This is a genomic window from Candidatus Omnitrophota bacterium (assembly GCA_041653595.1).
Lineage (GTDB): Bacteria > Omnitrophota > Gorgyraeia > Pluralincolimonadales > Pluralincolimonadaceae > Pluralincolimonas.
The window spans coordinates 26,634-47,157 of sequence record JBAZFB010000009.1 but is presented as its reverse complement, the minus strand read 5'-3'; the positions used below and the strand labels follow the sequence as shown (position 1 = coordinate 47,157).

Sequence of the window (20,524 nt, the reverse complement as noted above, 5' to 3'; positions counted from 1 at the left end):
GAACCGGTTGAAATCCGACGGCAAAATGCTACCTTTTCACTTTAAACCTTATCGACCTGACTATATGGTCGAAATCCTTGCTGTATTTGTCAAAAGCCTCTTCCCTGTTCTGGTATTTGACGGTATAAAGCTTGCCGCCATTATTTAAGATCACGACCCTTTCTTTTACGGGCACCAGTTTAGAGGCCGTGCTGTAAAGCCTGTCCGGGGCCTTAAAGGAAAAAGAAAGGTCCATCGCCTCTCCGGCAGGAAGCTTTATCTTCTCTTTTCCGAGCAGTTTGCCGTCGTTAAATTTCAAATTACCGGCGGTGATCCCCTCGGCAACGGCCGAGATATCCGGCGTCCCGGTCTTAGGGCCCTGGAAAGAAATGACTTCAATGGACGCCCTGCGTGTCTTCGCCCCCACCTTATCCCACGGTTCGCCAAAATAGACATCGGCATAGCTGTTATGGGCGCCGCGCGTCTCGCTGGGTTCCCAGCCCGGGATATGATCCATCGTCAAATTGAGCTCCGGGTCTGTGCTGGAATATTTTTTATATTTGCCCGCTCCGGAACAACCGCTACAAGTAACCATATAGGCCGCTCCTAATAATAAAATAAAAACCGTTACCGCCGATTTTTTCATATGGTCTGCTCCGATAATATCAATATTCCGGCAACCCGCCCGATCCTATCGGTATCGGCGGATTGGTCGGATACCTGTTCCTGACCTCAGCCTTCATGGCCGCTTCCGGTCCTATACCTATAGGCGGAGGAGGCGTATCCTGGAGCGTGATCCAGTCATCCATTTCGGTATTTCTATCGGCTCCCCTTATCTCTCTCCAGGTATTCGTGGAACTATTAAAGGCCTGATATTCCTGGTCTATGGAATCACCCGGATATTGGGTTATATGGATGTCGCTATCCGTCAATTCCGGATGCGCGAGTTTAGTCGCGTCTATCCACGCCTGAGGATGATAGTCGTAATCGGCATGAGTAGCCTCATGCGTGATTATGGAAGCTATGGCAGTATCGGGATACCCGAGCGCGGAAAGGTGCTCGTTTATGAATATAGTGTTGCCTGTAACAAATACATTATGCCTGCCTACGACTAAATATCCGCTTTCTATGCCTCCCCAAAAAGCCAAAGAGCCCGTGGCGCCGTAATCATCAACATTGACATAGACTACTTTTATGCTGTTGTTAGCGATAAGGTCAAGCGCCCACTGCCCGAAAATAGTGCCGTCCAGCAAATTCAATATGTCGGAGCTAAGAGTGCTTTGGCGCGGCCTTATCGTCCGTATCCCGCCGCCGCCGCTAGGGCTTCCGCCCCCGCCCGGGGTGCTAACCGGGCTGTTTTCGCCCGAAGGGGCCCCGCCGCCCGGACTTCCGCCGGGAGAATCACCGCCGGGGGGACTATTTTCTCCGGGAGGGGCTTCATCTCCTTGGGTATCGACCGATTCCGGAGGAATCGGGCCCGACTTGTTCCTGGCTATTACGGCCTGATCCGAAGAAAGGTCCCCGCTATTGATATCATCTAGTATCTTTTCCGCCAGGACGATGAAATTATCGTTCGTTACGCCGACAACCTTATAGTTATATTCCCTCGACTCTATGTCAAGCCCGAGTTTCTCGTTTACCTCTTGCGTGTTGGCGGCCGCCACATACTCGCCGGTATTCATGTCGTTTATCTCTTCGGCCTTGCTGATAGAATCAACCGTCGCGACGGCCTCGACATACTTGGACCTGTCTACGGCGGACCTGTAGAAAGCGAATATAAGGCCAAAAAGGACTCCTACTACCGCCAGCACGATCAATATCTCGACTAGGGTAAACGCCCTTATCCCTGACCTCTTATATCGCATAACTCTTTTCATATTATAATTTTATCATATTTATGAGAAATATCAAACTACTTATTTTTTCTCAAAAGCGCCTTAAGCGCTTTCTTTGCGCTTTCGTCGCCCTTGTCTATCGCGATGACTTTTTCGAACCGGTCCCTCGCCCCGGCAAAATCCCCCTTGAACGCGCAGGCCACGCCAAGATTATACAAGGCCGTGGTGTTATCGGGTTCCTTGGCTATCACTTTATTGTATTCATCTATCGCTTTATCGTAGTCCTTCTCCTGCAGGAACAGGAAGGCGAGGTTATAATGGACTTCGGGCATATCGCCGTTCATCTCCGCGGCTTTCTTGAACATCTCCATCGCGCGCCGGTTGTCTTTATCCGCGGCGTATATCGCGCCGAGGTTGTTAAAGACCTTGGCGTCGCTATTCTTGCTGTCGATTATGAATTTGTAATCTTCGGCGGTCTTGGAAAATCTTCCGGCCTTCTGGTTAAGCACCGCCCGAAGGTAATGGACCTCGTTGCTCTTCGGGAACGATTGCACCAAAAGGTCGCATAAGTCCGCGGCCTCGTTGTAATCGCCGGCTCTCACTTTCTCTTCTATCTTCCTCAGTATCGTCCCGTAATCATACCTGGAGACCGACCCGTCATCATTCAGGATCTTTTCTATGCGATCCGGGTTTACGGCTATATCCCCCGAGGGGTCTTTGACCCAGACCGATCTCTTATCGCGGCCGATCACCTGCTCCGTGACTATGGTCCCGTCTTTGTAGTATATCTTCTCCGCCCGCAGGTCCCGGCATGTCATCAAAAATCCGGCTGCCATCATGACCGATAAGGCCTTCGCGAGGCCCGCTTTAAGGCGCGCCAGCGTCTTTTCTTTTCCGATAAGGGAAAGGGTCTCAAAGAGGCTCGCGCCGACCTTCCGGCCCGTGACGGCTACGCGGACCGGATGTATGAGATCCGCCGCCTTAACGCCCGACTCCGAGGCAAGGTCCCTGACGCAGGCCTCGAGCGTCTGAGGATCGAACGTCTTGAGCGGCCCGAATTTCGCGATAACAGCCTCCAGTTTTGCCTTTACCCCTTCCTTCGCGAGGACAGAAGCGACCGCGGCTTCGTCGTAATCCACCGCATCCGTAAAAAACGGCGCTGCGGAATCTGCGAGCTCTACGATCGTCTTCGCGCGGGGATGAAAAAGCTCCACCGCCTCCTTGAGCCGCATCTTATCGTAGTTGTCTCCTATTACGCCTTTCTCTTTAAGCCTCGGCGCAACGAACGGGACCAGGTCTTCCGTCTTTTTTGCCCTGATATATTCGCCGTTCATCCAGATCAGTTTGTCTATATCGAATACGGCGCCGGTCTTCCCGACCCTCTCAAGGGAAAATTCCTTTATTATCTCGTCGATCGGCATCACCTCGCGGTCGCCTGTCGGCGCCCAGCCTAAAAGGGAGATGTAATTGACGAGGGCGTCGGGAAGGAAACCCATCTCTTTGTATTCCGAAATAGAAGTCGCGCCGTGGCGTTTTGACATCCGCGAACGGTCCGTCCCCAATATTAGCGGTATATGCGCGAATTTCGGCGGCTCGATACCGAGAGCCTGATAGGCCGCCAGCTGTTTCGGCGTATTCGATATATGGTCGTCGCCGCGTATCACGTGGGTGATCTGCATGTCGTGATCGTCGATGACACACGCGAAATTATAGGCGGGAAATCCGTCCGACTTCATGAGAACGAGGTCTTTCTGCAGGTTCATATCGAACGATACCGGCCCGTGGACGATATCGTCCATCGTCATCGTCGTCTTCGGCATTGTGAGTATAACCGCCTTCTCGCCTCCGAGAGTCCCCTCCGCCTCATACGCCTTTCCCTCCTTAAGCAGCCTTTTGGCGTATTCGCGGTAGACATCGAGACGCTTGGTCTGGTAGAACGGCCCCTCGTCCCAATTCATGCCCATCCATTCGAGCGAAGATACTATTTCCCGGAGGAATTCGTCTTTCGACCGCTCCCTGTCGGTGTCCTCCACCCTGAAGACAAAAGTGCCTTTCATGTGCCTGGCGAAGAGCCAGTTGAAGAGCGCGGTTCGCGCGCTTCCTATGTGGAGAAAACCCGTCGGAGACGGGGCGAACCTTACCTTTACCATCTATTGCCTTGAGACCAATTTGGCGCCCTCTTTCAGCGCCTCTTCGTTCATCGGAATAAGGCCGCGCTTGTCCGGAGGAATCACTTCCTTTAAAGCGTCGACCAATGCCCTCATCGATACTATCTTCAATTTCGCGTTCAGCGCGCCGAGCGCTATCATGTTCGCGCAGCGCGTATTGCCCAGCTCTTTGGCCAGCCTGGTTACCGGTATCTCCAGGACATCTATATCTTTCCTCGCCGCCTGCCTGTCGATCAGCGTGGAATTCACTATCAAAGTGCCCGATCTCGCTAGAGAATCCTCATACCTGTCCATAGACGGCCTGTTCATTACGACGCACGCGGTCGGGGTCGTCACGACCGGCGAAGGGACCATTTCGTCCGATATGACCACCATTGAATGCGCCGTGCCGCCGCGCACCTCTGCGCCGTAAGAAGGCATCCACGTAACCTTTAACCCTTCGCGCATCGCGGCCCAGGCAAGGACCTTGCCCATCACCATTATTCCCTGCCCGCCGAAACCCGCGAAAATTATCTCTTCTGTCATTTTCTTATTCTTTTTAGTGGCTTAAAATGACCCTGAGCATGCGCGAACGGGCCATTTTATGCTATGCGTCCTTTATCACGCCGAGCGGAAAATCCTTTACCATCTCTCCGGAGATCCGCAAACATGCGTCTTTCGGTGAAAGGCCCCAATAAGTCGGGCACGGCGACAAAACCTCAACCAGGGAAAATCCTTTTTTCTCTATCTGGTTCCTGAACGCCTTCTTTATCGCGGCTTTCGCCTTGATCACATTCGACGGCGTATCGACCGAGACCCGCTCGACATACCTCGATCCCGGAAGCTGGGCCAACAGTTCGGTTATTTTGAGAGGATAGCCGTCCCGCAAAACATCCCGGCCCTGAGGCGTCGTAGATGTCCTCTGCCCTATCAGCGTCGTCGGCGCCATCTGCCCGTTTGTCATGCCGTAGACGCCGTTATTTATGAATATCACCGTGATATTTTCCCCGCGGTTCGCGGTGTGGATTATCTCTGCGGTGCCTATCGCCGCCAGGTCCCCGTCGCCCTGATAACTGAAGACTATCTTATCCGGGTGGACGCGCTTTATCCCGGTAGCGACGCACGGCGTCCTCCCGTGCGCGGCTTCGGAGCAGTCGAAATCCCAGTATTCATAGGCTATGACGGCGCATCCGACCGGGCATACGGCGATCGTGTCCTCGCGGATGCCCAACTCGTCGATGACCTCGCAGATGAGCCTGTGCGCGAGGCTGTGGCCGCAACCGGCGCAGTAATGCGTCGGCACATTCCTCAACGATCTTGGGCGCTCGAATACTTTTTTCATACGCGGACCCTGTTCCTTGATCTGGGCCTCAATATATCCCTTATTATATCCAGGAGAGCGGCCTCAGTCGGGATGCCGCCGCCGGCCCTTCCGTAAAAATGGATCGGTTTTTTCCCGAGAACGGAAAGCTTTACGTCATCTACCATCTGGCCCGCGCTCATCTCGACGACAAGGAATGCCCTGGCTTTATTCGCCAGTTTTTGCAGCTCGGCTTCCGGAAAAGGCCATAATGTGACCGGCCTGAGCATCCCTACATGCAGCCTTTCCTGCCTTGCTTTCGATATCGCGGAACGGACTATCCTGCTCGTCGTGCCGTAGGCGACGACCACCAGGTCCGAATCTTCCGTATAGAGCGACTCGAAACGGACTTCCTTGGATTTCACCATGCTATATTTCATCTGGAGGAGCCTGTTGAGCTCCTCGAGTTCGCCTTCGCCCAAATATAAGGAACGGATGACGTTGGGCTTCCTGCCCTTGCATCCGGTCAACGCCCACGGCTTGTGGCGCATATCGTGGTTTGCCATTTTGCCGTGGAGGTGTTTCCTGACGACCTCTATAGGCTCCATCATCTGGCCGAGGATCCCGTCGCCGAGGATCAGGACGGGGTTCCTGTATTCGTCGGCCAGGTCGAACGCGAGATGCGTAAGGTGCCACGCCTCTTCCACCGCTGAGGGCGCCAGGACTATCGTCCTGTAATCGCCGTGGCCTCCGCCGCGCGTCGCCTGGAAATAATCCGCCTGCGACGGGGCGATATTTCCCAATCCCGGGCCGCCGCGCATCATGTTCACGATGACAGCGGGAAGCTGGCATGCGGCCAGATACGATATCCCTTCCTGTTTAAGGCTTATGCCGGGGCTCGAGCTTGATGTCATCGCGCGGGCGCCTGCCGCGGCCGCGCCGAAGACCATGTTTATCGCGGCCAGCTCGGACTCGGCCTGGATGAATGTCCCTCCGGATTCGGTCATCCTTGAGGCCATATACTGCGTCAATTCATTCTGCGGGGTAATCGGGTATCCGGAGTAGAAAGTGCAGCCGGCGTGGACGGCCGCTTCTCCTATGACCTCGTTTCCGCACATCATTATTTTTGCCATTTATTTGAATACCTCGATGCATATGTCCGGACACATCATCGCGCAAATCTTGCAGCCCTTGCACTTATCCGACTCGCGGAATTTCGCGGGATGGACGCCGCGGACGTTAAGCGATTCATCCATGAAGATGAGCTTCTCCGGGCAGTTTACCGAGCAGAGCTCGCAGCCTTTGCATGCATTCCTATTTATGGTTATCTTTGCCATCTATCTAGCGCACTTCCCCTTCGCGCATACCTTTTTTATCTCGTTCGCTATACCTTGCGCGTCTAATCCGTAATTCTTGAGGAGTTCCGTTTTTTTCCCGTGTTCGATGAACTTGCCGGGGAACCCTATCCTCTTCACGAATACGCCGGTGATCCTCTCGCGCTCAAAAAATTCCATCACCGCGCTGCCGAAACCGCCATCAAGGACGCCCTCCTCGATGACCACGAACATATTCGTGCGCGATGCCAGGTCCTTAAGCAATTCTTCGTCGAGCGGCTTTATGAACCTCATATTTACCAGCGAACTCTTTATCCCCTCATTAAACAATAATCCCGCAGCGGCGGCGGCCGGCCAGACCATGGAACCGACGGCAAGTATCGCGAGCTCGCCCTCCTTCGACATCACCTCCGCCTTCCCGTATGAGACCGGCGAGGTCTTTTCGAGGACAGGAGGCGATACGACCTTTCCGCGGGGATACCTTATCGCCACAGGGCCCTTGCATTCGTCCACGGCGAACTTGAGCATCGCCTTAAGTTCGGACTGGTCTTTCGGCGCCATTATGGTCATGTTAGGTATGTGCCTGAGGTAAGGTATATCAAAAAGGCCATGGTGCGTCGGGCCGTCCTCCCCGACGATACCCGCGCGGTCGAGGCAAAGGACCACATGGAAATTCTGCAGGCATACGTCGTGCACTATCTGGTCGTAAGACCTCTGGAGGAAGGTGGAATATATGGCGACGATCGGGATAAGCCCGCCCTTCGCCAGCCCGGCCGCGAACGTCACCGCGTGCTGTTCGGCCATACCGACATCAAAAAACCTGTCGGGATACGCCTTCTGGAATTCGTCGAGCCCTGTGCCGTCCGACATTGCGGCTGTCACAGCGGCCACCTTCGGGTTGTCCTTCGCGATATCCATTATGGCGTCGGAGAAAGCCTCGGTGAAAGAGACGGCTGAGTCCGGCGCCGCTTCCCTCAGGTCTCCCGTTTCAACATTAAAGGGCGCCGTGCCATGGAATCTCTCGGGATGTTTCTCCGCGTGGACATACCCTTTCCCTTTTTTCGTAAGAGCGTGTATCAATATCGGGCCATCCAGCCTTAAGGCGCTGTCGATAGTCTTTATCAGCTCCTCGAGGTTGTTCCCGTCGATCGGGCCGATATACCTCAATCCCAGCTCCTCGAACAACATTCCCGGTATAAGCAGGCTCTTCACGCTCTCTTCGAGCCTCTTAGCCGCCCGGTAGGCCCTGAAGCCGTACCAGGGGACCCTCTTGACGAGCCCTTCGAGGTCCTTGTGGATCTTATTGTATGTCGGATTCATCAGTATCTTGTTAAGGTATTTTGATAACGCTCCGACCGACGGGGAGATGGACATCTCGTTGTCGTTTAAGATTATCAGCAAGTTGGTGTTCGCGTGCCCGGCATGGTTTAGCGCCTCGAACGCCATCCCGCCGACCAGCGAACCGTCGCCTATGACAGCCGCCACCTTATAGGACTCGCCCGATATATCCCGCGCCTTCGCCAATCCCAGCGCGGACGAAATAGATGTGGAACCGTGCCCGACAGTAAAGGCGTCGTATTCACTTTCGTTTATATTCGGAAAACCGCTAAGCCCGCCCAGCTGGCGGATCGTCTTGAATTTATCGCGCCTGCCGGTAAGTATCTTATGGGCATAGGCCTGATGGCCGACGTCCCAGACTATCTTATCGTATGGTGTATTTAAACAATAGTGGAGGGCGATCGCTATCTCTACCGCGCCGAGGCTCGGGGCGAGGTGGCCGCCGGTCTTCGAGACCGTATCGACCAGGAGCTCCCTGATCTCTTTAGCCAGGAGATCGCGCTCCTCCCTGGATAGGACCTTGAGGTCTTGCGGAGAATTTATGGAATTAAGGATTTTGAACATAATTTATTTCTTGCGGTTTAAAATGAATCCGGCCAGGTCGCCTAACGGCTTGGCCCTTCTTCCGAAGATCTCCAGTTCCCTGCGGGCCTTCGCGATAAGCCGCGCCGCTTCTTTTTTCGCGCCGTCGACGCCCAGCGCCAGGGCAAAACCTTCCTTATCTAATATATCATCTACAACTTGGAACGTAAAGCCGATATATTCGCCGTATCTCTTGAGGGCGTCAAGTTTCTTCTTCGGCGCCTTGGCGGATATCGCGCCTATCATGCAGGAGGCCGCGATCAGGGCTCCGGTCTTGTGGGCATTAATGTAGGTAAGCGTTGGCAGGTCGGGGTCGGACTGGTTCTGGATATCCACGACCTGTCCGCCGATCATGCCGTTGGAGCCTGCCGCCCCGGCCAGCGTCTTTATTATCCGGTTATTTACTGCCGGATCCTTCCCCTCGCTCAAAAGTTCAAAAGCATAAGTCAAAAGCGCGTCGCCGGCCAACACCGCGATCCCCTCGCCGAATTTTTTGTGGCAGGTGGGTTTTCCCCTCCTGAAATCATCATCATCCATCGCCGGGAGGTCGTCGTGTATCAACGAATAGGTATGGACCATCTCCACGGCGCAGGCTGCGGCCATGGCCCCTTTTATGTTCCCGCCGCACGCCTCGCAAGAGGCCAGCGTAAGTATGGGCCTTACCCTCTTGCCCCCGCTAAAGACGGAGTACCTTATCGCCCTGTGGATCTCTTTGGGATATTCGTTCTCGGCCGGGAGGCAGGAATCCAGCGCCGCATCTATCAGTTTTCGCCGAGCCTTAAGGTATCCGGTGATCTTCAATCGCGTTCTCCCTGTTATTCCTCGAGCGCCTTTTCATTGAACGGCTTCGTTTCCAGCTTTCCGCCGCTCGTCTTGACGAGTATCTCTACTTTCCTTCGCGCTGTATCCAGTTTCTTTGAGCAGAACTGCGCCAGCTTCACGCCCTCCTCGTATTTCTTGAGCGAATCATCCAGCGACAACTCGCCGGACTCGAGGTCGGATACGGCCTTCTCCAGTTTTTTCAGGGCATCCTCAAATTTCATCTCGGCGGTCATCTGGTCTCCTCCTTTGAGATCTCTTTCACTTCGCTGGTCATCCGGCCCCCGGCCAGCTTAGTCTCTATTATATCACCGGCTTTGACGCCTTTCACGCCCCTTAATAACCTACCCTCCGGCATCCTCAGCGTTATGCTGTATCCGCGTTTCAATATCGCCAGCGGGGAGAGCGCGTCGAGCATCCCGATCAGGGAATTTAATTTCTCGGTCCCCATCTCGATGGCGTGGGCGGCATGGCTGTCCATCCTCCTGCACAAGTCGTCTATCTCCTGGCCGTATCTTTCTATCGCCTCGATAGGATATTTACGCAGGATCCTCATCAGTGAATCGAGTTTACCGGACAGGTCCTCTTTATTGGCTATGACAAGTTCCGCCGCCGCCGAGGGCGTAGGCGCGCGGAGGTCCGCTACAAAATCCGCTATCGTATAATCTATCTCGTGCCCGATTGCCGATATGACAGGTATGCCGGAGGCGTATATCGCCCGCGCGACCGCCTCTTCGTTAAAGGCCCACAGGTCCTCGAGGCTGCCGCCGCCCCTGGCGAGTATCAGGACGTCGATATCTTTAATGCGGTTCATCTCTTTTATCGCCCCGGAGATATCTTCGGCCGCGCCTTCCCCCTGCACTTTGACCGGATAGATCAGGACCTCTATATCGTTAAAACGGCGCTTCAATATGTGCAATATGTCCCGTATCGCGGCGCCTGTCGGCGACGTGACTATGCCGATCTTCGAAGGGAGCATCGGGACCGGTCTTTTGTGCGCCTCGTCGAAAAGCCCTTCCTTCTGGAGCCTCTCCTTCAGCTGTTCGAACGCGAGTTGGAGTTCGCCGACCCCTTTCGGCTCGACCCTTTCCACATAGAGCTGCGTCTGGCCCGACTTATTATAGAAACCGACCCTGCCGAAACACAGGATCTTCAGGCCGTCTTTTATCTGGAATTTTATGCCCTGGTTCGAACCCCTGAAGAACGCGCAATTCAGGACCGACTCCGGGTCTTTAAGCGCGAAATACATATGGCCGGATGAATGGAGCTTGAAATTCGACACTTCGCCCTCCACCCAGACCTGCGGGAACGCGTCCTCGAGGACGACCTTTATCTCCCTCGTGATCTGGGTTACCGAATAGACAAGCCTGCCTGCGTTGCTCTGCGCGGTCGGGGACATAAACCCTTTTAGGAAAGCTTCTCCTGTATCCTTTTTATGGAAACTGCTTTTCCGGTCTTATCGTCGCAGTTTATGACTGCTCCCTGGAGTTGGATATCCGAATCGGCCATCTCGAATCTCGTCGGTAGGCCGGTTATGAACCGCCTTATTATCTGCTCGGGCTTGCGTCCCAGGACGGAATCGAACGGGCCTGTCATCCCGACATCGGTGATATAGGACAGCCCCTTCGGGAATATCCTTTCGTCCGCGGTCTGGATGTGCGTATGCGTCCCGCATATGGCCGTAGCCAGGCCATCGAGATAATACGCGAGCGCTATCTTCTCTGATGTCGCCTCGGCGTGCATATCGATGACGATGACCGGGGTCTCCTTCTTTACCTTCTCTATCTCTTTTACCGCCGCCTTGAACGGGCATTCGACCGCCTGCATGAATACGCGGCCGACGAGGCAGATGACGCCGACCTTCGCGCCCGTCTTAGAGTGCATCACTATCGAGCCGCTGCCTGGTGCGCCGTCGCCGTAATTAGACGGCCGCAGGATCCTCTGCTCCTTGTCTATCTCCTCGAGGATCTCTTTCCTGTCCCAGATATGGTCGCCGTTCGTCAGGACATCCACGCCAAGGCCCAGCAGTTCCTGGGCTATCTCGGGTGTGATGCCGGCGCCTCCGGCCGCATTCTCGGAATTAGCTATCGTGAAATCTATCTTCTCCCTCTGCTTTATCTTCGGGAGCAGCGATTTCACGGCTTCGCGGCCGGGGTTACCGACTATATCGCCTATAAATAGTATGTTCATTTCATTTCGCGTATTCTATCGCGCGGGTCTCGCGTATGACGGTTATCTTTATCTGGCCCGGATACTCCATGCCTTCCTCTATCTTTTTCTTTATCTCGCGCGCGAGGACCGTCGCCTGCGCGTCGGTTATCTTTGCCGGCTCGACTATTACCCTTATCTCGCGCCCGGCTTGGATGGCGTACGCCTTTTCTACGCCCTTGAACGAGTCGGCGATCTCTTCTAGTTTTTCGAGGCGCTTTATGTATATCTCAAGCGTCTCGCGCCTGGCGCCGGGCCTGGCGCCGGAAACCGCGTCTGCCGCGCTTGACAATACGGTGTAGATGGAAAGGGCGGGTATTTCGCCGTGGTGCCCCTCAATAGCATTCACGACGATCTCGTTCTCGCCGTATTTCTTGGCCATATCGGCGCCGAGTTTCGGATGCGCGCCTTCGACCTCGTGGCTGACGGCCTTTCCTATATCATGCAAAAGCCCGATGCGCTTGGCGAGGTTGGCGTCAAGCCCGAGCTCGTTGGCCATCGTCCCCATTATAAAAGCCGATTCCTTCAGATGGTCTAGGACATTCTGCCCGTACGAGGTCCTGTATTTCAATTTACCTATCAATTTGACAAGTTCGGGGTGAAGGTTGCGTATCCCGAGCTCGAATACCGCGTGTTCGCCGGCTTCCTTGATCGACACTTCCATTTCTTTCTTGACCTTCTCGACGATCTCTTCTATCCTGCCCGGATGTATCCTTCCGTCTTCCATGAGCTTGGTCAAGGCTATCCTGGCTATCTCTCTTTTTACCGGATCAAATCCCGACAGTATTACCGCTTCGGGGGTGTCGTCTATAATAACGTCGACACCCGTGGCCATCTCAAGGGCGCGGATATTGCGCCCTTCGCGCCCGATTATCCTTCCCTTCATCTCGTCGCTCGGAAGGTTGACGACCGAGACCGTAGACTCGACGGTATGCTCGACCGCGCATCTCTGTATGGCCGTAGCTAAGATCTCGCGCGCCTTTTTGTCGGATTCCTGCCTGGTTTCATCCTCTATCCGCTTTATCATTACACCGGCTTCCTGCTTTACGTCTTCCTCCATCCTGGCCAGGAGCAGCTTCTTGGCTTCCTCGGCGGTCATGCCCGAGACCCTCTGCAGCCTGTCTTTCTCCTCGGCTAATAGCACCTTATATTCGTCTTCCATAGAACGGAGCTTCTGTTCTTTGGTTGTTATATCCCTTAGTTTTTCGTTAAGTTCCTTCTCTTTCCTGTCGAGGAGCTCAACTTTCTTATCAAGGTTCTCTTCGCGCTGTATGAGGCGCTTCTCCATGTTAAAGAGTTCCGCGCGCCTGTCCTTTGTCTCTTTCTCGAAGTCGGCCCTTATGTTATGGAGGAGCTCTTTCGATTCAAGCTCTATCTCTTTCTTCTTCTCCTGCGCTTTCTTGTCGGCCTCTTCCAGGATGAGCTTTGCCCTCTCCTCGGCAGACTGGACCTTCTTTTCCGCGTACATCTTCCTTGCAACAAAACCTACTAAGCCTCCGCCTATCAGCGCAGCAAGGCAGAGGACGAGTGATAAAACACCGTTCATTTAAGTACCCCCTGATTAAATTATATTGATCGTTATGCGGTAAGGAGTTTTGTGACGGGCTGGTCGTGAGAAAGTCTGGGCAACTTCTTGACTACCTGGAATTTGAAGGCGAGGCCTACGGTCGTCGCTCCCGGACGGAGCCTGACAAGGAATTTATCGTAATAGCCCATCCCGCGGCCAAGCCGGTTTCCTTTCGTATCGAAAGCGACACCTGGCACTACCGCAAGGTCTATCGAGCGCGGGTGAAAAACCTCAAAATGCGCCTTAGGCTGATAAATCCCGTAAGGGCCTCTAACCAGATCTTTATTGGGATCCATTATCTCGGATACCACCATTTTTTTCTTTCTCACTTTTATGACCGGCACAAGCACTGCCTTACCACGTTCCAAAGCCGCCTCGATCATCGGCATTGTCTCAACTTCGCCGTCTTTCGAGACGTAAAACATTATTACATTTGCCCTTTTGAAGTCGGGCAACGACAAAAGCCTCCTCTTTATAGCGAGGCTCCTACTATGCCTTTCATCCTCCTTTTGGGTTTTTAACCTTCTAAGGATATTTTCTCTAATGTTCTGTTTTAGCTTATGTACCATCTATTTATTATAAGTTAAAATACCGCTAAGTCAAGGGAAAATGCCCTAAAATCACGGCCTCGATAACAGCCTCTCGAACCAGCCCGCGAGCGTGCCGAACGAGTTAGTGAATATCAATACGCCCACGGCTACCAGGAATATACCGGTTATCACCGATATCACCCGTAAATATTTCTTTATCGCCTTAAAATAAGTCAGGAAATTGTTTATAAGTATGCTTGAAAAGAAGAAAGGCAGCGCCAGGCCCAGGGAATAGGAAAGCAGGAGCATGGCTCCCCTCGCTATGTCTTTCTCTGTAGAGCTTAACAAGAGGATTGACGCCAATAGCGGCCCGACGCACGGCGTCCAGCCGAGCGCAAAAGTCGACCCTATCAGGAATGACCCGAAATATCCGGCAGGTTTAAATTTTATCTCGAGCGCCTTCTCTTTATGCAAAAAGCCTAAGTTTATGATACCCGTTATGTTAAGTCCAAAGATGACTATTATGATCCCCCCGATCTTACTTATAACCTGCCTGTGTTGTAATAACATCCCGCCGGCAAAAGTGAGCGACAACCCCAAAAGCACAAAAATCAGGGTAAACCCAAATATGAAAAGCAGCGAATGGGCAGCGGCCAAAAACCTTATCCTTCCAGGCGCCGCCTCCCGGGTCAATTCGCCGAATGTGATGCCTGTTATATATGAGATATAGGACGGTATGAGAGGCAGCACGCACGGTGAAAGAAATGACAGGAATCCGGCTATAAAAGCGGCTATGAGACTGACCGATCCGGTATCGCTATTCATGTCAAACCCTCCTCGCCTTCACGGCGGTTTCCCCGCAAGGCCCTGACTTGAGGAACCTGTCCTCGCCCTGGTTCATGAAATACCTTATCTTGACCTCGCCTTCGTTATCCTTGCCGAGCGCATACCTTGCGGTTATCGATGCGGCCTCGTCAACGAACTCCCCGCCGGTGCTGCCCCGCAATATCGAAACGGGCCCGAGCGGGTCCTGCGCGTGGAACATGATGTCACTTTTATTTTTCAGCGACGCCAGCCTGAAATTCTCGCTCTCATCCCTCGCCACGACGAGCTTTACCGACGGGGACATCCTGAAATGCCTGCCGTATTTCAAGAGCAGCACGTCGGGCAGCCCGAAATCAGGCTTGTATTTCATCAGGTCTTCCATCCGCTGCGCGAAACTCTTGTCAGTCAAAAGGCATCCGCCGCTCGAACAGGGATAATCTTTTATGTTGAACCTTTTCGTAAGGGAGATCTGGCCCTTCCTTGAACGCCCGGAAATAGACAACAGCTTTTCCCTGTCGACGATGCCATTCTCTTCTGCCAGCGTAGGCGGGAATAGCTTGGCGCAGAGCGGCCTCAAGAGATAACCCTTGAGCCCCGACTCCCGCTCTATGGTATTCATCGCCTCGCGCCTCTGCGACATCGGCCTCTGGCCCAGCACCTCTCCGGTAAATATGAACGCCGCTCCGGACTCGCGCATATATTCCCTGGCTTTCTTGAATACGAATATGCGGCAATCGAGGCACGGGTTCATCCCGCTGCCGTATCCGAACTTCGGGTGTTTCACGACATCGAGGATCTCCTCGGAGATATCCACGACTTTTAGCGGGATCCCGAGCTGGTCTGCGGCCTTCTGCGAAGCGAGGCAGCCCGAGCCCTTGGAAGTACAGGTGCAAAACGCCGTCACGAAATTAAGCGCCTCTACTTCTATCCCCTGGTCCAGGATAAGCCTTGAGGCGACGATCGAATCGAGCCCGCCGCTCAACAGCCCTATTGCTTTTGCCCTGTTAGAAACACTGTTTCTAACAGGGTTCATTTTCTTTTCCATAATTTTTCTAAGCGTTCCTTGAACTGTTTCTCAAAGCCTATATCGGTCGGCTCATAATAAGTAGTCTTCTTGGGCATATATTCCTGTTCGACGAAATGCCCTTTATAATCGTGGGCATATTTGTATCCCTTGCCGTGGCCGAGCCCCTCGGAATCCATCGAAGCGTCTTTCAGGTGCGGCGGCACTTCCATTACCCTGCCGGCCTCGACGTCCTTTAACGCCTTTTCTATCCCGAGATAAGCCGCATTCGACTTCGGCGCGCACGCCACATAGACCGCCGCCTCGGCGAGAGGTATCCTGGCCTCGGGAAGCCCTACGAATTCCGATATCTGCAGGGCCGCGTTGGCCACCACTATCGCCTGCGGGTCGGCGAGGCCGACATCCTCAGCCGCGCATATCACGATGCGGCGCGCGATAAACCTGGGGTCTTCGCCGGCGTATAGCATCTTGGCGAGCCAATATAGCGCTGCGTCGGGATCCGAGCCGCGCATGGATTTTATGAAGGCCGATATGGTGTCGTAATGGCCGTCCTCGTCCCTGTCATATACGACGGCCTTCTTCTGTATGCATTCCTCGGCGGCCTGCAGAGTGATATTTATCGTCCCTTCCCTGGACTTCGGGGTCGTAAGGGCCGCAAGCTCCAGGGCGTTCAATGCCCGTCGCGCGTCGCCCTCGGAGATCTTCGCTAAAAATTTAAGCGCGTCGCTTTCTATCTTCACGGGCATGTCACCCAGCCCGCGCTCCTTATCCTTGAGCGCATTGTTCAATATCGTAATGATATCCGCTTCTGAAAGCGGTTTTAATTCAAAGACGAGCGAGCGCGATATAAGCGGCGCCACTATCGAAAAGAAAGGGTTGTGGGTAGTCGCGCCTATCAAAACTACCGCTCCGGCCTCTACGTCAGGCATCAGGACGTCCTGCTGCGCCTTGTTGAACCTGTGTATCTCGTCGATGAAGAGTATGGTCTTTTTGTCGTAAAGGGCCCTGCGCTGTTTCGCGGCCTCGATCTCCTTCCTTAATTCCTGGACGTTCGAGGTCGTCGCGTTCAGCTGCACGAATTCCGCCTTTGTGGCGTTCGAGACTACATGGGCGAGGGTGGTCTTTCCCGTGCCGGGAGGGCCGTAGAGCACGAGCGAGGCTATCGTATCGGCCTCGATCGCGCGGGTGAGGAGTTTTCCCGGCCCGATGATATGGCCCTGCCCCGTGAATTCCTTCAGCGCGCGAGGCCTCATCCTTGCGGAGAGAGGTTCGGGTTTGGAGGAATTCTTTTTCTTCTTCTCAAACAGGTCTTTATTCAGGTGGGTATCTGCCATATGTAAACCGGGAATTACCGTATCTTGGCGTTAAATCTATGGACCAGCACCTCGCGGACCTTCCTGTCGAGGGAATTGATTTCCTCGTCGGTCAAGGTCCTGCCGGCGGCCCTGTATTCCACGGAATAGAGGATGCTCTTGGATCCCTTGGGCACCTGCTCCCCGCGGTAAAGGTCGAACGGATTGACGCCGACCGCCAACTCTCCGCACGCCTCCTTGATCGTCCCGACGATATCTTTATTAGAGACTTTGTCGTCGACTATGAGCGATATATCCCGCGATGACGACGGGTACTTCGGGAGTTCCGAGAATTTGCGTTCAAGTTTTGCGTGCGAATATATCGGCTCGAGTTCCAGCTCGGCGGCGAAGACGTTGGCCTTTATATCATACCTGTCCAAAAGGGCCTTGTCGACTTTGCCCAGACCGCCTATCTCCCTGCCGCCGACCTTCACTATGGCCGACGCCGACGGGGAAAAAAGCGGAAGCGGTTTTAATTCAAATTCGCATTTATCGATCCTAAGCTTCGAAAATAACGCCTCGATGATCCCCTTGAGATCGAATACATCGACGGCTTCTTTCCTGTGCCAATTTTTCTCTTTCGTCCCGCATAAAGCGATAGCCAGGACCCCTCTCTCCGAGGGGATCGAGCCGTCTTTATAGAAATAAGTCTTGCCTAACTCGAATATTTTTATGTCCGGCACCTTCCTGTTAAGGTTATACGCTATCACGTCCAGCATCCCGCACATCAATACCGAACGCAGCGCCTCTGATTCCGAGCTCAGCGGATTCTGGACCTTCAAGGCCTGGGTATCGGCTATGCCCAACGCCTGCCTGATATACGGGTCGTTGCATCTTAACGCGTAGGTGACGGCTTCGTTCAGCCCCGCGCCGGTCAAGGCCTCCCTTACCGCCTCCTCCAGTATTCTGTCGCGGCTCTTCTGGGCGCCCTTGCCCCAAAGCTGTATCCTTGAAAGCGTCTCCGGTATCTTGTCGTATCCGTATATCCGCGATATCTCTTCTATCAGGTCGACTTCTTCCTTTAGGTCCCTCCTGAAAGAAGGTACTGCGACCGCAAGCGTGTCCTTGCCCTTAGCTCCGCTAAGGACTTCGCCTTTTGATTTAACGCTTAACCCGAGGCTCTTAAGTATCGAGGCGCATTTCGAGGCGGGAATCTCCGTCCCGAGCACCTTGTTAACCCTTGATATCCTTAACGTTATTTTTACGGCTCCGCGCCCTTTTGTCCCCAAGTCAGAGGGCTTAGAGACCGACTTCGCCTTGGCGGCATCGCATATCAACGATACGGCCCTCTCGGCCGCGGCAAGGCATCCGCCGATATCAACGTTCCTTTCGAACCTGTAAGAGGCCTCGCTTGAGACGGCTAGCTTTTTAGCGGCCCTGCGTATCAGCGCCGGGTCAAAATACGCGCTCTCCAGGAGAACTTTCTTCGTCGAGAAACCGACCTCGGTATCCCTGCCGCCCATTATTCCCGCGATAGCCACCGGCTTCTTCGCGTCAGCTATGACGAGGATCTCCTCGTCTAGCGCGCGCTTTATCCCGTCTATGGTGATTATCTCCTCGCCTTTTCGCGCCCTCCTGACGATCACCTTGCCGCCTTCCAGCTTATCATAATCGAAGGCGTGGAGAGGCTGCCCTGATTCGAGCAAGCAGAAATTTGTTATATCGACTATATTATTCACCTGCCGCAATCCCGCGCTCTCTATCTTCTGCGCGAGGTCTTTTGACGAGCCTGCAGGCTGGACGCCGTCGATAACGATACCTACATACCTGGCGCAGCCTTTTTTATCTTCTATCGTTATCGAAGGTTTTTCCGTTTTAGCGGATTTAGCAAGTGCGGCCTTTAACGGCTTGAGCCTCAAACCATAAAGCGCCTGTATCTCGCGGGCGATGCCGTAAAGGCAGAGCCAGTCCGGCCTGTTTGAGGTGATCTCGGCCTCGTAGATAAAATCGCCGTTCTTCTCGTCTATGCCTTTTACCTCTAGCCCGGCCATGGTGAGCTTATCGGCCAGGTCCCGGGGCTTGGCGCTGAAATTAATATATTCTTTTAACCAGCTATATGAGACCTTCATCTGAACTGCTCCAAAAAGCGCATGTCGTTCTCGAAGAAGAGGCGCATGTCGTTGATGCCGTATTTGAGCATCGCGATGCGCTCTACTCCCATCCCGAATGCGAAGCCGGTGACTTTTTCGGGATCATATTTTACCGCCTTGAATACGTTCGGGTGGACCATGCCGCAGCCGAGTATCTCCAGCCATCCTTTCCTCCCGCAGACGCTGCATCCTTTCCCGCCGCAAATGAAACACGAAACGTCTACCTCGGCGCTCGGCTCAGTGAACGGGAAATAATGCGGGCGGAACCGGACTTTTACGTCCGCGCCGAAATATCCTTTCAAAAATACGCTTAACGCTCCCTTAAGGTCGGCGAAAGTCACCCCCTCGCCTGCGACGAGGCCTTCGACCTGGTGGAACATGAAGGAATGCGACGCGTCTACCGCGTCCGGGCGGTATACCCTTCCCGGAACTACGATCTTGAACGGCGGTTTCTCCGTCTCCATGAACCTCACCTGGACCGGCGAGGTATGGCTGCGCAGCAAATATTGGTTTTTTATGTAGAATGTGTCGAAGGCGTCGCGCGAAGGGTGGTCGAGTGCGATATTGAGGGCTTCGAAATTATAGAACTCAGTCTCTATCTCCGGGCCCTCGACTACCTTGAAACCCATGCCGAGGAAGATAGAGCAGATGTCGTCTATAGTCTTTGTGAGGGGATGTTTCGAGCCGGCCTGCGGCCTGAAACCGGGCAGGGTCAGGTCCGCGAAATCCCTCGGTAAAACCGAGGGCATCACAGGCGACCTTGAAAGCTCGGCCTGCCTTGACCTGAGCGCCTCGTCGAGCCTCGTCTTCAGGGCGTTCAGCTCCTTGCCGAGGCGGGGTTTCTCCTCGGGCGGCAAAGACGCGATCCCGCCGAGAAGCTCGGTGACCAGGCCTTTCCTCCCAAGGTATTTTATCCTAAGATCATCGAGCGCCTTCGAATCGCCGGCCGCTTTTATCTCGCTTTTTGCTTCGGCCTCGAGTGCGTTGATCTTATCGAGCATTATTTTGCTTTGCTTACTTCTTCGACCAGCTTAGCGAAAGCGGGTTGGTCGTTCGCGGCCATATCCGAGAGGATCTTCCTGTCCAGCTCTATCTTCAGCTTCTTGAGGCCGCTTATGAACCTTGAATACATTATGCCGTTGTTCCTGCACTCGGCATTGATCCTCACGACCCAGAGCTTGCGCATATCGCGCTTATAGGCCTTCCTGTCGCGGTAGGCGTAGACCATCGCCCTTCTGACTGTCTCGATGGCCTTCTTGTATAACTTCGAGCGGCCGAGGAAATATCCCTTGGCTGCTTTTAAGACCTTCTTCCTGCGTTGTCTTTTTGCCGGCAAATATTTCGACTTAGGCATTTCCGATCTCTCCTTCTACTGATTGATTTTAAGCGTAAGGCAGAAGCTTTAATATCTTCTTGCGCTCGTGTTTACTTACGAGAGTCGCTCTCCTGAGCGCCCTCTTCCTTTTCTTCGTCTTGTGCCCTAACAGGTGGCCTTTGCCTCCCTTATGCCTCAAGACCTTGCGTCTTTTTGTCACCTTGAACCTTTTCGCGATTCCCTTGCGTGTCTTCATTTTAGGCATTGCTGGTCCTCCTT

At 53.9% G+C, this 20,524-nt stretch carries 21 protein-coding genes; all 21 read right to left on the bottom strand.

The genetic code is table 11. The features are described from left to right. Window positions 1-28 precede the first annotated feature (28 nt). The 21 genes from WC317_05105 to rpmI all read right to left on the bottom strand — a co-directional run bounded on the left by WC317_05105 (window position 29) and on the right by rpmI (window position 20,510). Window positions 29-625: a hypothetical protein gene (locus WC317_05105; GenBank protein ID MFA5339506.1), complete on the bottom strand. Its 597-nt coding sequence runs from the start codon at window positions 623-625 to the stop codon at window positions 29-31. 19 nt (window positions 626-644) lie between these two features. Further along, on the bottom strand, window positions 645-1,844 hold the full coding sequence (locus WC317_05100) for a prepilin-type N-terminal cleavage/methylation domain-containing protein (GenBank protein MFA5339505.1): 1,200 nt from the start codon (window positions 1,842-1,844) through the stop codon (window positions 645-647). A 47-nt stretch (window positions 1,845-1,891) separates the two neighbouring features. Beyond that, window positions 1,892-3,964, bottom strand: a complete 2,073-nt coding sequence (gene gltX / locus WC317_05095; protein ID MFA5339504.1) for a glutamate--tRNA ligase — start codon at window positions 3,962-3,964, stop codon at window positions 1,892-1,894. Beyond that, a complete protein-coding gene (locus WC317_05090; GenBank protein ID MFA5339503.1) occupies window positions 3,965-4,507 on the bottom strand; it encodes a 2-oxoacid:acceptor oxidoreductase family protein in 543 nt (180 codons plus the stop codon). Between the two features lie 61 nt (window positions 4,508-4,568). Next, window positions 4,569-5,303, bottom strand: coding sequence for a thiamine pyrophosphate-dependent enzyme (locus tag WC317_05085; protein MFA5339502.1), 735 nt, complete (start codon window positions 5,301-5,303; stop codon window positions 4,569-4,571). Continuing rightward, on the bottom strand, window positions 5,300-6,394 hold the full coding sequence (gene vorB, locus WC317_05080; protein ID MFA5339501.1) for a 3-methyl-2-oxobutanoate dehydrogenase subunit VorB: 1,095 nt from the start codon (window positions 6,392-6,394) through the stop codon (window positions 5,300-5,302). Before vorB ends, WC317_05085 begins: the two co-directional genes overlap by 4 nt. Beyond that, on the bottom strand, window positions 6,395-6,598 hold the full coding sequence (locus WC317_05075; protein MFA5339500.1) for a 4Fe-4S dicluster domain-containing protein: 204 nt from the start codon (window positions 6,596-6,598) through the stop codon (window positions 6,395-6,397). Next, window positions 6,599-8,497: a 1-deoxy-D-xylulose-5-phosphate synthase gene (dxs, locus tag WC317_05070; protein MFA5339499.1), complete on the bottom strand. Its 1,899-nt coding sequence runs from the start codon at window positions 8,495-8,497 to the stop codon at window positions 6,599-6,601. A 3-nt stretch (window positions 8,498-8,500) separates the two neighbouring features. Next, entirely contained in the window at window positions 8,501-9,316 is an 816-nt protein-coding gene (locus WC317_05065; protein ID MFA5339498.1) for a polyprenyl synthetase family protein, read from the bottom strand. A gap of 14 nt (window positions 9,317-9,330) precedes the next feature. Then, window positions 9,331-9,570, bottom strand: coding sequence for an exodeoxyribonuclease VII small subunit (xseB, locus tag WC317_05060; GenBank protein MFA5339497.1), 240 nt, complete (start codon window positions 9,568-9,570; stop codon window positions 9,331-9,333). Further along, on the bottom strand, window positions 9,567-10,733 hold the full coding sequence (gene xseA, locus WC317_05055) for an exodeoxyribonuclease VII large subunit (protein ID MFA5339496.1): 1,167 nt from the start codon (window positions 10,731-10,733) through the stop codon (window positions 9,567-9,569). The genes xseB and xseA overlap by 4 nt, the downstream gene beginning before the upstream one ends. A gap of 8 nt (window positions 10,734-10,741) precedes the next feature. After that, entirely contained in the window at window positions 10,742-11,524 is a 783-nt protein-coding gene (locus tag WC317_05050; GenBank protein ID MFA5339495.1) for a TIGR00282 family metallophosphoesterase, read from the bottom strand. 1 nt (window position 11,525) lies between these two features. Further along, window positions 11,526-13,088: a ribonuclease Y gene (rny, locus tag WC317_05045; GenBank protein ID MFA5339494.1), complete on the bottom strand. Its 1,563-nt coding sequence runs from the start codon at window positions 13,086-13,088 to the stop codon at window positions 11,526-11,528. A 32-nt stretch (window positions 13,089-13,120) separates the two neighbouring features. Next, window positions 13,121-13,678: a 5-formyltetrahydrofolate cyclo-ligase gene (locus tag WC317_05040; GenBank protein ID MFA5339493.1), complete on the bottom strand. Its 558-nt coding sequence runs from the start codon at window positions 13,676-13,678 to the stop codon at window positions 13,121-13,123. Between the two features lie 51 nt (window positions 13,679-13,729). Further along, window positions 13,730-14,464: a cytochrome c biogenesis protein CcdA gene (locus WC317_05035; GenBank protein ID MFA5339492.1), complete on the bottom strand. Its 735-nt coding sequence runs from the start codon at window positions 14,462-14,464 to the stop codon at window positions 13,730-13,732. 1 nt (window position 14,465) lies between these two features. Continuing rightward, entirely contained in the window at window positions 14,466-15,497 is a 1,032-nt protein-coding gene (locus WC317_05030; GenBank protein ID MFA5339491.1) for a hypothetical protein, read from the bottom strand. Then, window positions 15,494-16,822 (bottom strand): replication-associated recombination protein A, encoded by a 1,329-nt coding sequence (locus WC317_05025; protein ID MFA5339490.1) that lies wholly within the window; start codon window positions 16,820-16,822, stop codon window positions 15,494-15,496. Before WC317_05025 ends, WC317_05030 begins: the two co-directional genes overlap by 4 nt. A gap of 14 nt (window positions 16,823-16,836) precedes the next feature. Then, a complete protein-coding gene (gene pheT, locus WC317_05020) occupies window positions 16,837-18,909 on the bottom strand; it encodes a phenylalanine--tRNA ligase subunit beta (GenBank protein MFA5339489.1) in 2,073 nt (690 codons plus the stop codon). Continuing rightward, a complete protein-coding gene (gene pheS / locus WC317_05015) occupies window positions 18,906-19,931 on the bottom strand; it encodes a phenylalanine--tRNA ligase subunit alpha (protein ID MFA5339488.1) in 1,026 nt (341 codons plus the stop codon). The genes pheT and pheS overlap by 4 nt, the downstream gene beginning before the upstream one ends. Continuing rightward, on the bottom strand, window positions 19,931-20,284 hold the full coding sequence (gene rplT / locus WC317_05010; protein ID MFA5339487.1) for a 50S ribosomal protein L20: 354 nt from the start codon (window positions 20,282-20,284) through the stop codon (window positions 19,931-19,933). The genes pheS and rplT overlap by 1 nt, the downstream gene beginning before the upstream one ends. Before the next feature lie 28 nt (window positions 20,285-20,312). Beyond that, entirely contained in the window at window positions 20,313-20,510 is a 198-nt protein-coding gene (gene rpmI / locus WC317_05005) for a 50S ribosomal protein L35 (GenBank protein MFA5339486.1), read from the bottom strand. Window positions 20,511-20,524: the final 14 nt, after the last annotated feature.

What these genes read in the sequence shown, in the direction of transcription:
- rpmI (MFA5339486.1), bottom strand. Translation starts at nt 20,510, where the DNA reads ATGCCTAAAATGAAGACACGCAAGGGAATCGCGAAAAGGTTCAAGGTG.
- pheS (MFA5339488.1), bottom strand. Translation starts at nt 19,931, where the DNA reads ATGCTCGATAAGATCAACGCACTCGAGGCCGAAGCAAAAAGCGAGATA.
- WC317_05025 (MFA5339490.1), bottom strand. Translation starts at nt 16,822, where the DNA reads ATGGCAGATACCCACCTGAATAAAGACCTGTTTGAGAAGAAGAAAAAG.
- rplT (MFA5339487.1), bottom strand. Translation starts at nt 20,284, where the DNA reads ATGCCTAAGTCGAAATATTTGCCGGCAAAAAGACAACGCAGGAAGAAG.
- gltX (MFA5339504.1), bottom strand. Translation starts at nt 3,964, where the DNA reads ATGGTAAAGGTAAGGTTCGCCCCGTCTCCGACGGGTTTTCTCCACATA.
- WC317_05035 (MFA5339492.1), bottom strand. Translation starts at nt 14,464, where the DNA reads ATGAATAGCGATACCGGATCGGTCAGTCTCATAGCCGCTTTTATAGCC.
- vorB (MFA5339501.1), bottom strand. Translation starts at nt 6,394, where the DNA reads ATGGCAAAAATAATGATGTGCGGAAACGAGGTCATAGGAGAAGCGGCC.
- xseB (MFA5339497.1), bottom strand. Translation starts at nt 9,570, where the DNA reads ATGACCGCCGAGATGAAATTTGAGGATGCCCTGAAAAAACTGGAGAAG.
- xseA (MFA5339496.1), bottom strand. Translation starts at nt 10,733, where the DNA reads ATGTCCCCGACCGCGCAGAGCAACGCAGGCAGGCTTGTCTATTCGGTA.
- WC317_05075 (MFA5339500.1), bottom strand. Translation starts at nt 6,598, where the DNA reads ATGGCAAAGATAACCATAAATAGGAATGCATGCAAAGGCTGCGAGCTC.
- WC317_05090 (MFA5339503.1), bottom strand. Translation starts at nt 4,507, where the DNA reads ATGACAGAAGAGATAATTTTCGCGGGTTTCGGCGGGCAGGGAATAATG.
- WC317_05040 (MFA5339493.1), bottom strand. Translation starts at nt 13,678, where the DNA reads ATGGTACATAAGCTAAAACAGAACATTAGAGAAAATATCCTTAGAAGG.
- WC317_05105 (MFA5339506.1), bottom strand. Translation starts at nt 625, where the DNA reads ATGAAAAAATCGGCGGTAACGGTTTTTATTTTATTATTAGGAGCGGCC.
- WC317_05030 (MFA5339491.1), bottom strand. Translation starts at nt 15,497, where the DNA reads ATGAACCCTGTTAGAAACAGTGTTTCTAACAGGGCAAAAGCAATAGGG.
- WC317_05050 (MFA5339495.1), bottom strand. Translation starts at nt 11,524, where the DNA reads ATGAACATACTATTTATAGGCGATATAGTCGGTAACCCCGGCCGCGAA.
- rny (MFA5339494.1), bottom strand. Translation starts at nt 13,088, where the DNA reads ATGAACGGTGTTTTATCACTCGTCCTCTGCCTTGCTGCGCTGATAGGC.
- dxs (MFA5339499.1), bottom strand. Translation starts at nt 8,497, where the DNA reads ATGTTCAAAATCCTTAATTCCATAAATTCTCCGCAAGACCTCAAGGTC.
- pheT (MFA5339489.1), bottom strand. Translation starts at nt 18,909, where the DNA reads ATGAAGGTCTCATATAGCTGGTTAAAAGAATATATTAATTTCAGCGCC.
- WC317_05085 (MFA5339502.1), bottom strand. Translation starts at nt 5,303, where the DNA reads ATGAAAAAAGTATTCGAGCGCCCAAGATCGTTGAGGAATGTGCCGACG.
- WC317_05100 (MFA5339505.1), bottom strand. Translation starts at nt 1,844, where the DNA reads ATGCGATATAAGAGGTCAGGGATAAGGGCGTTTACCCTAGTCGAGATA.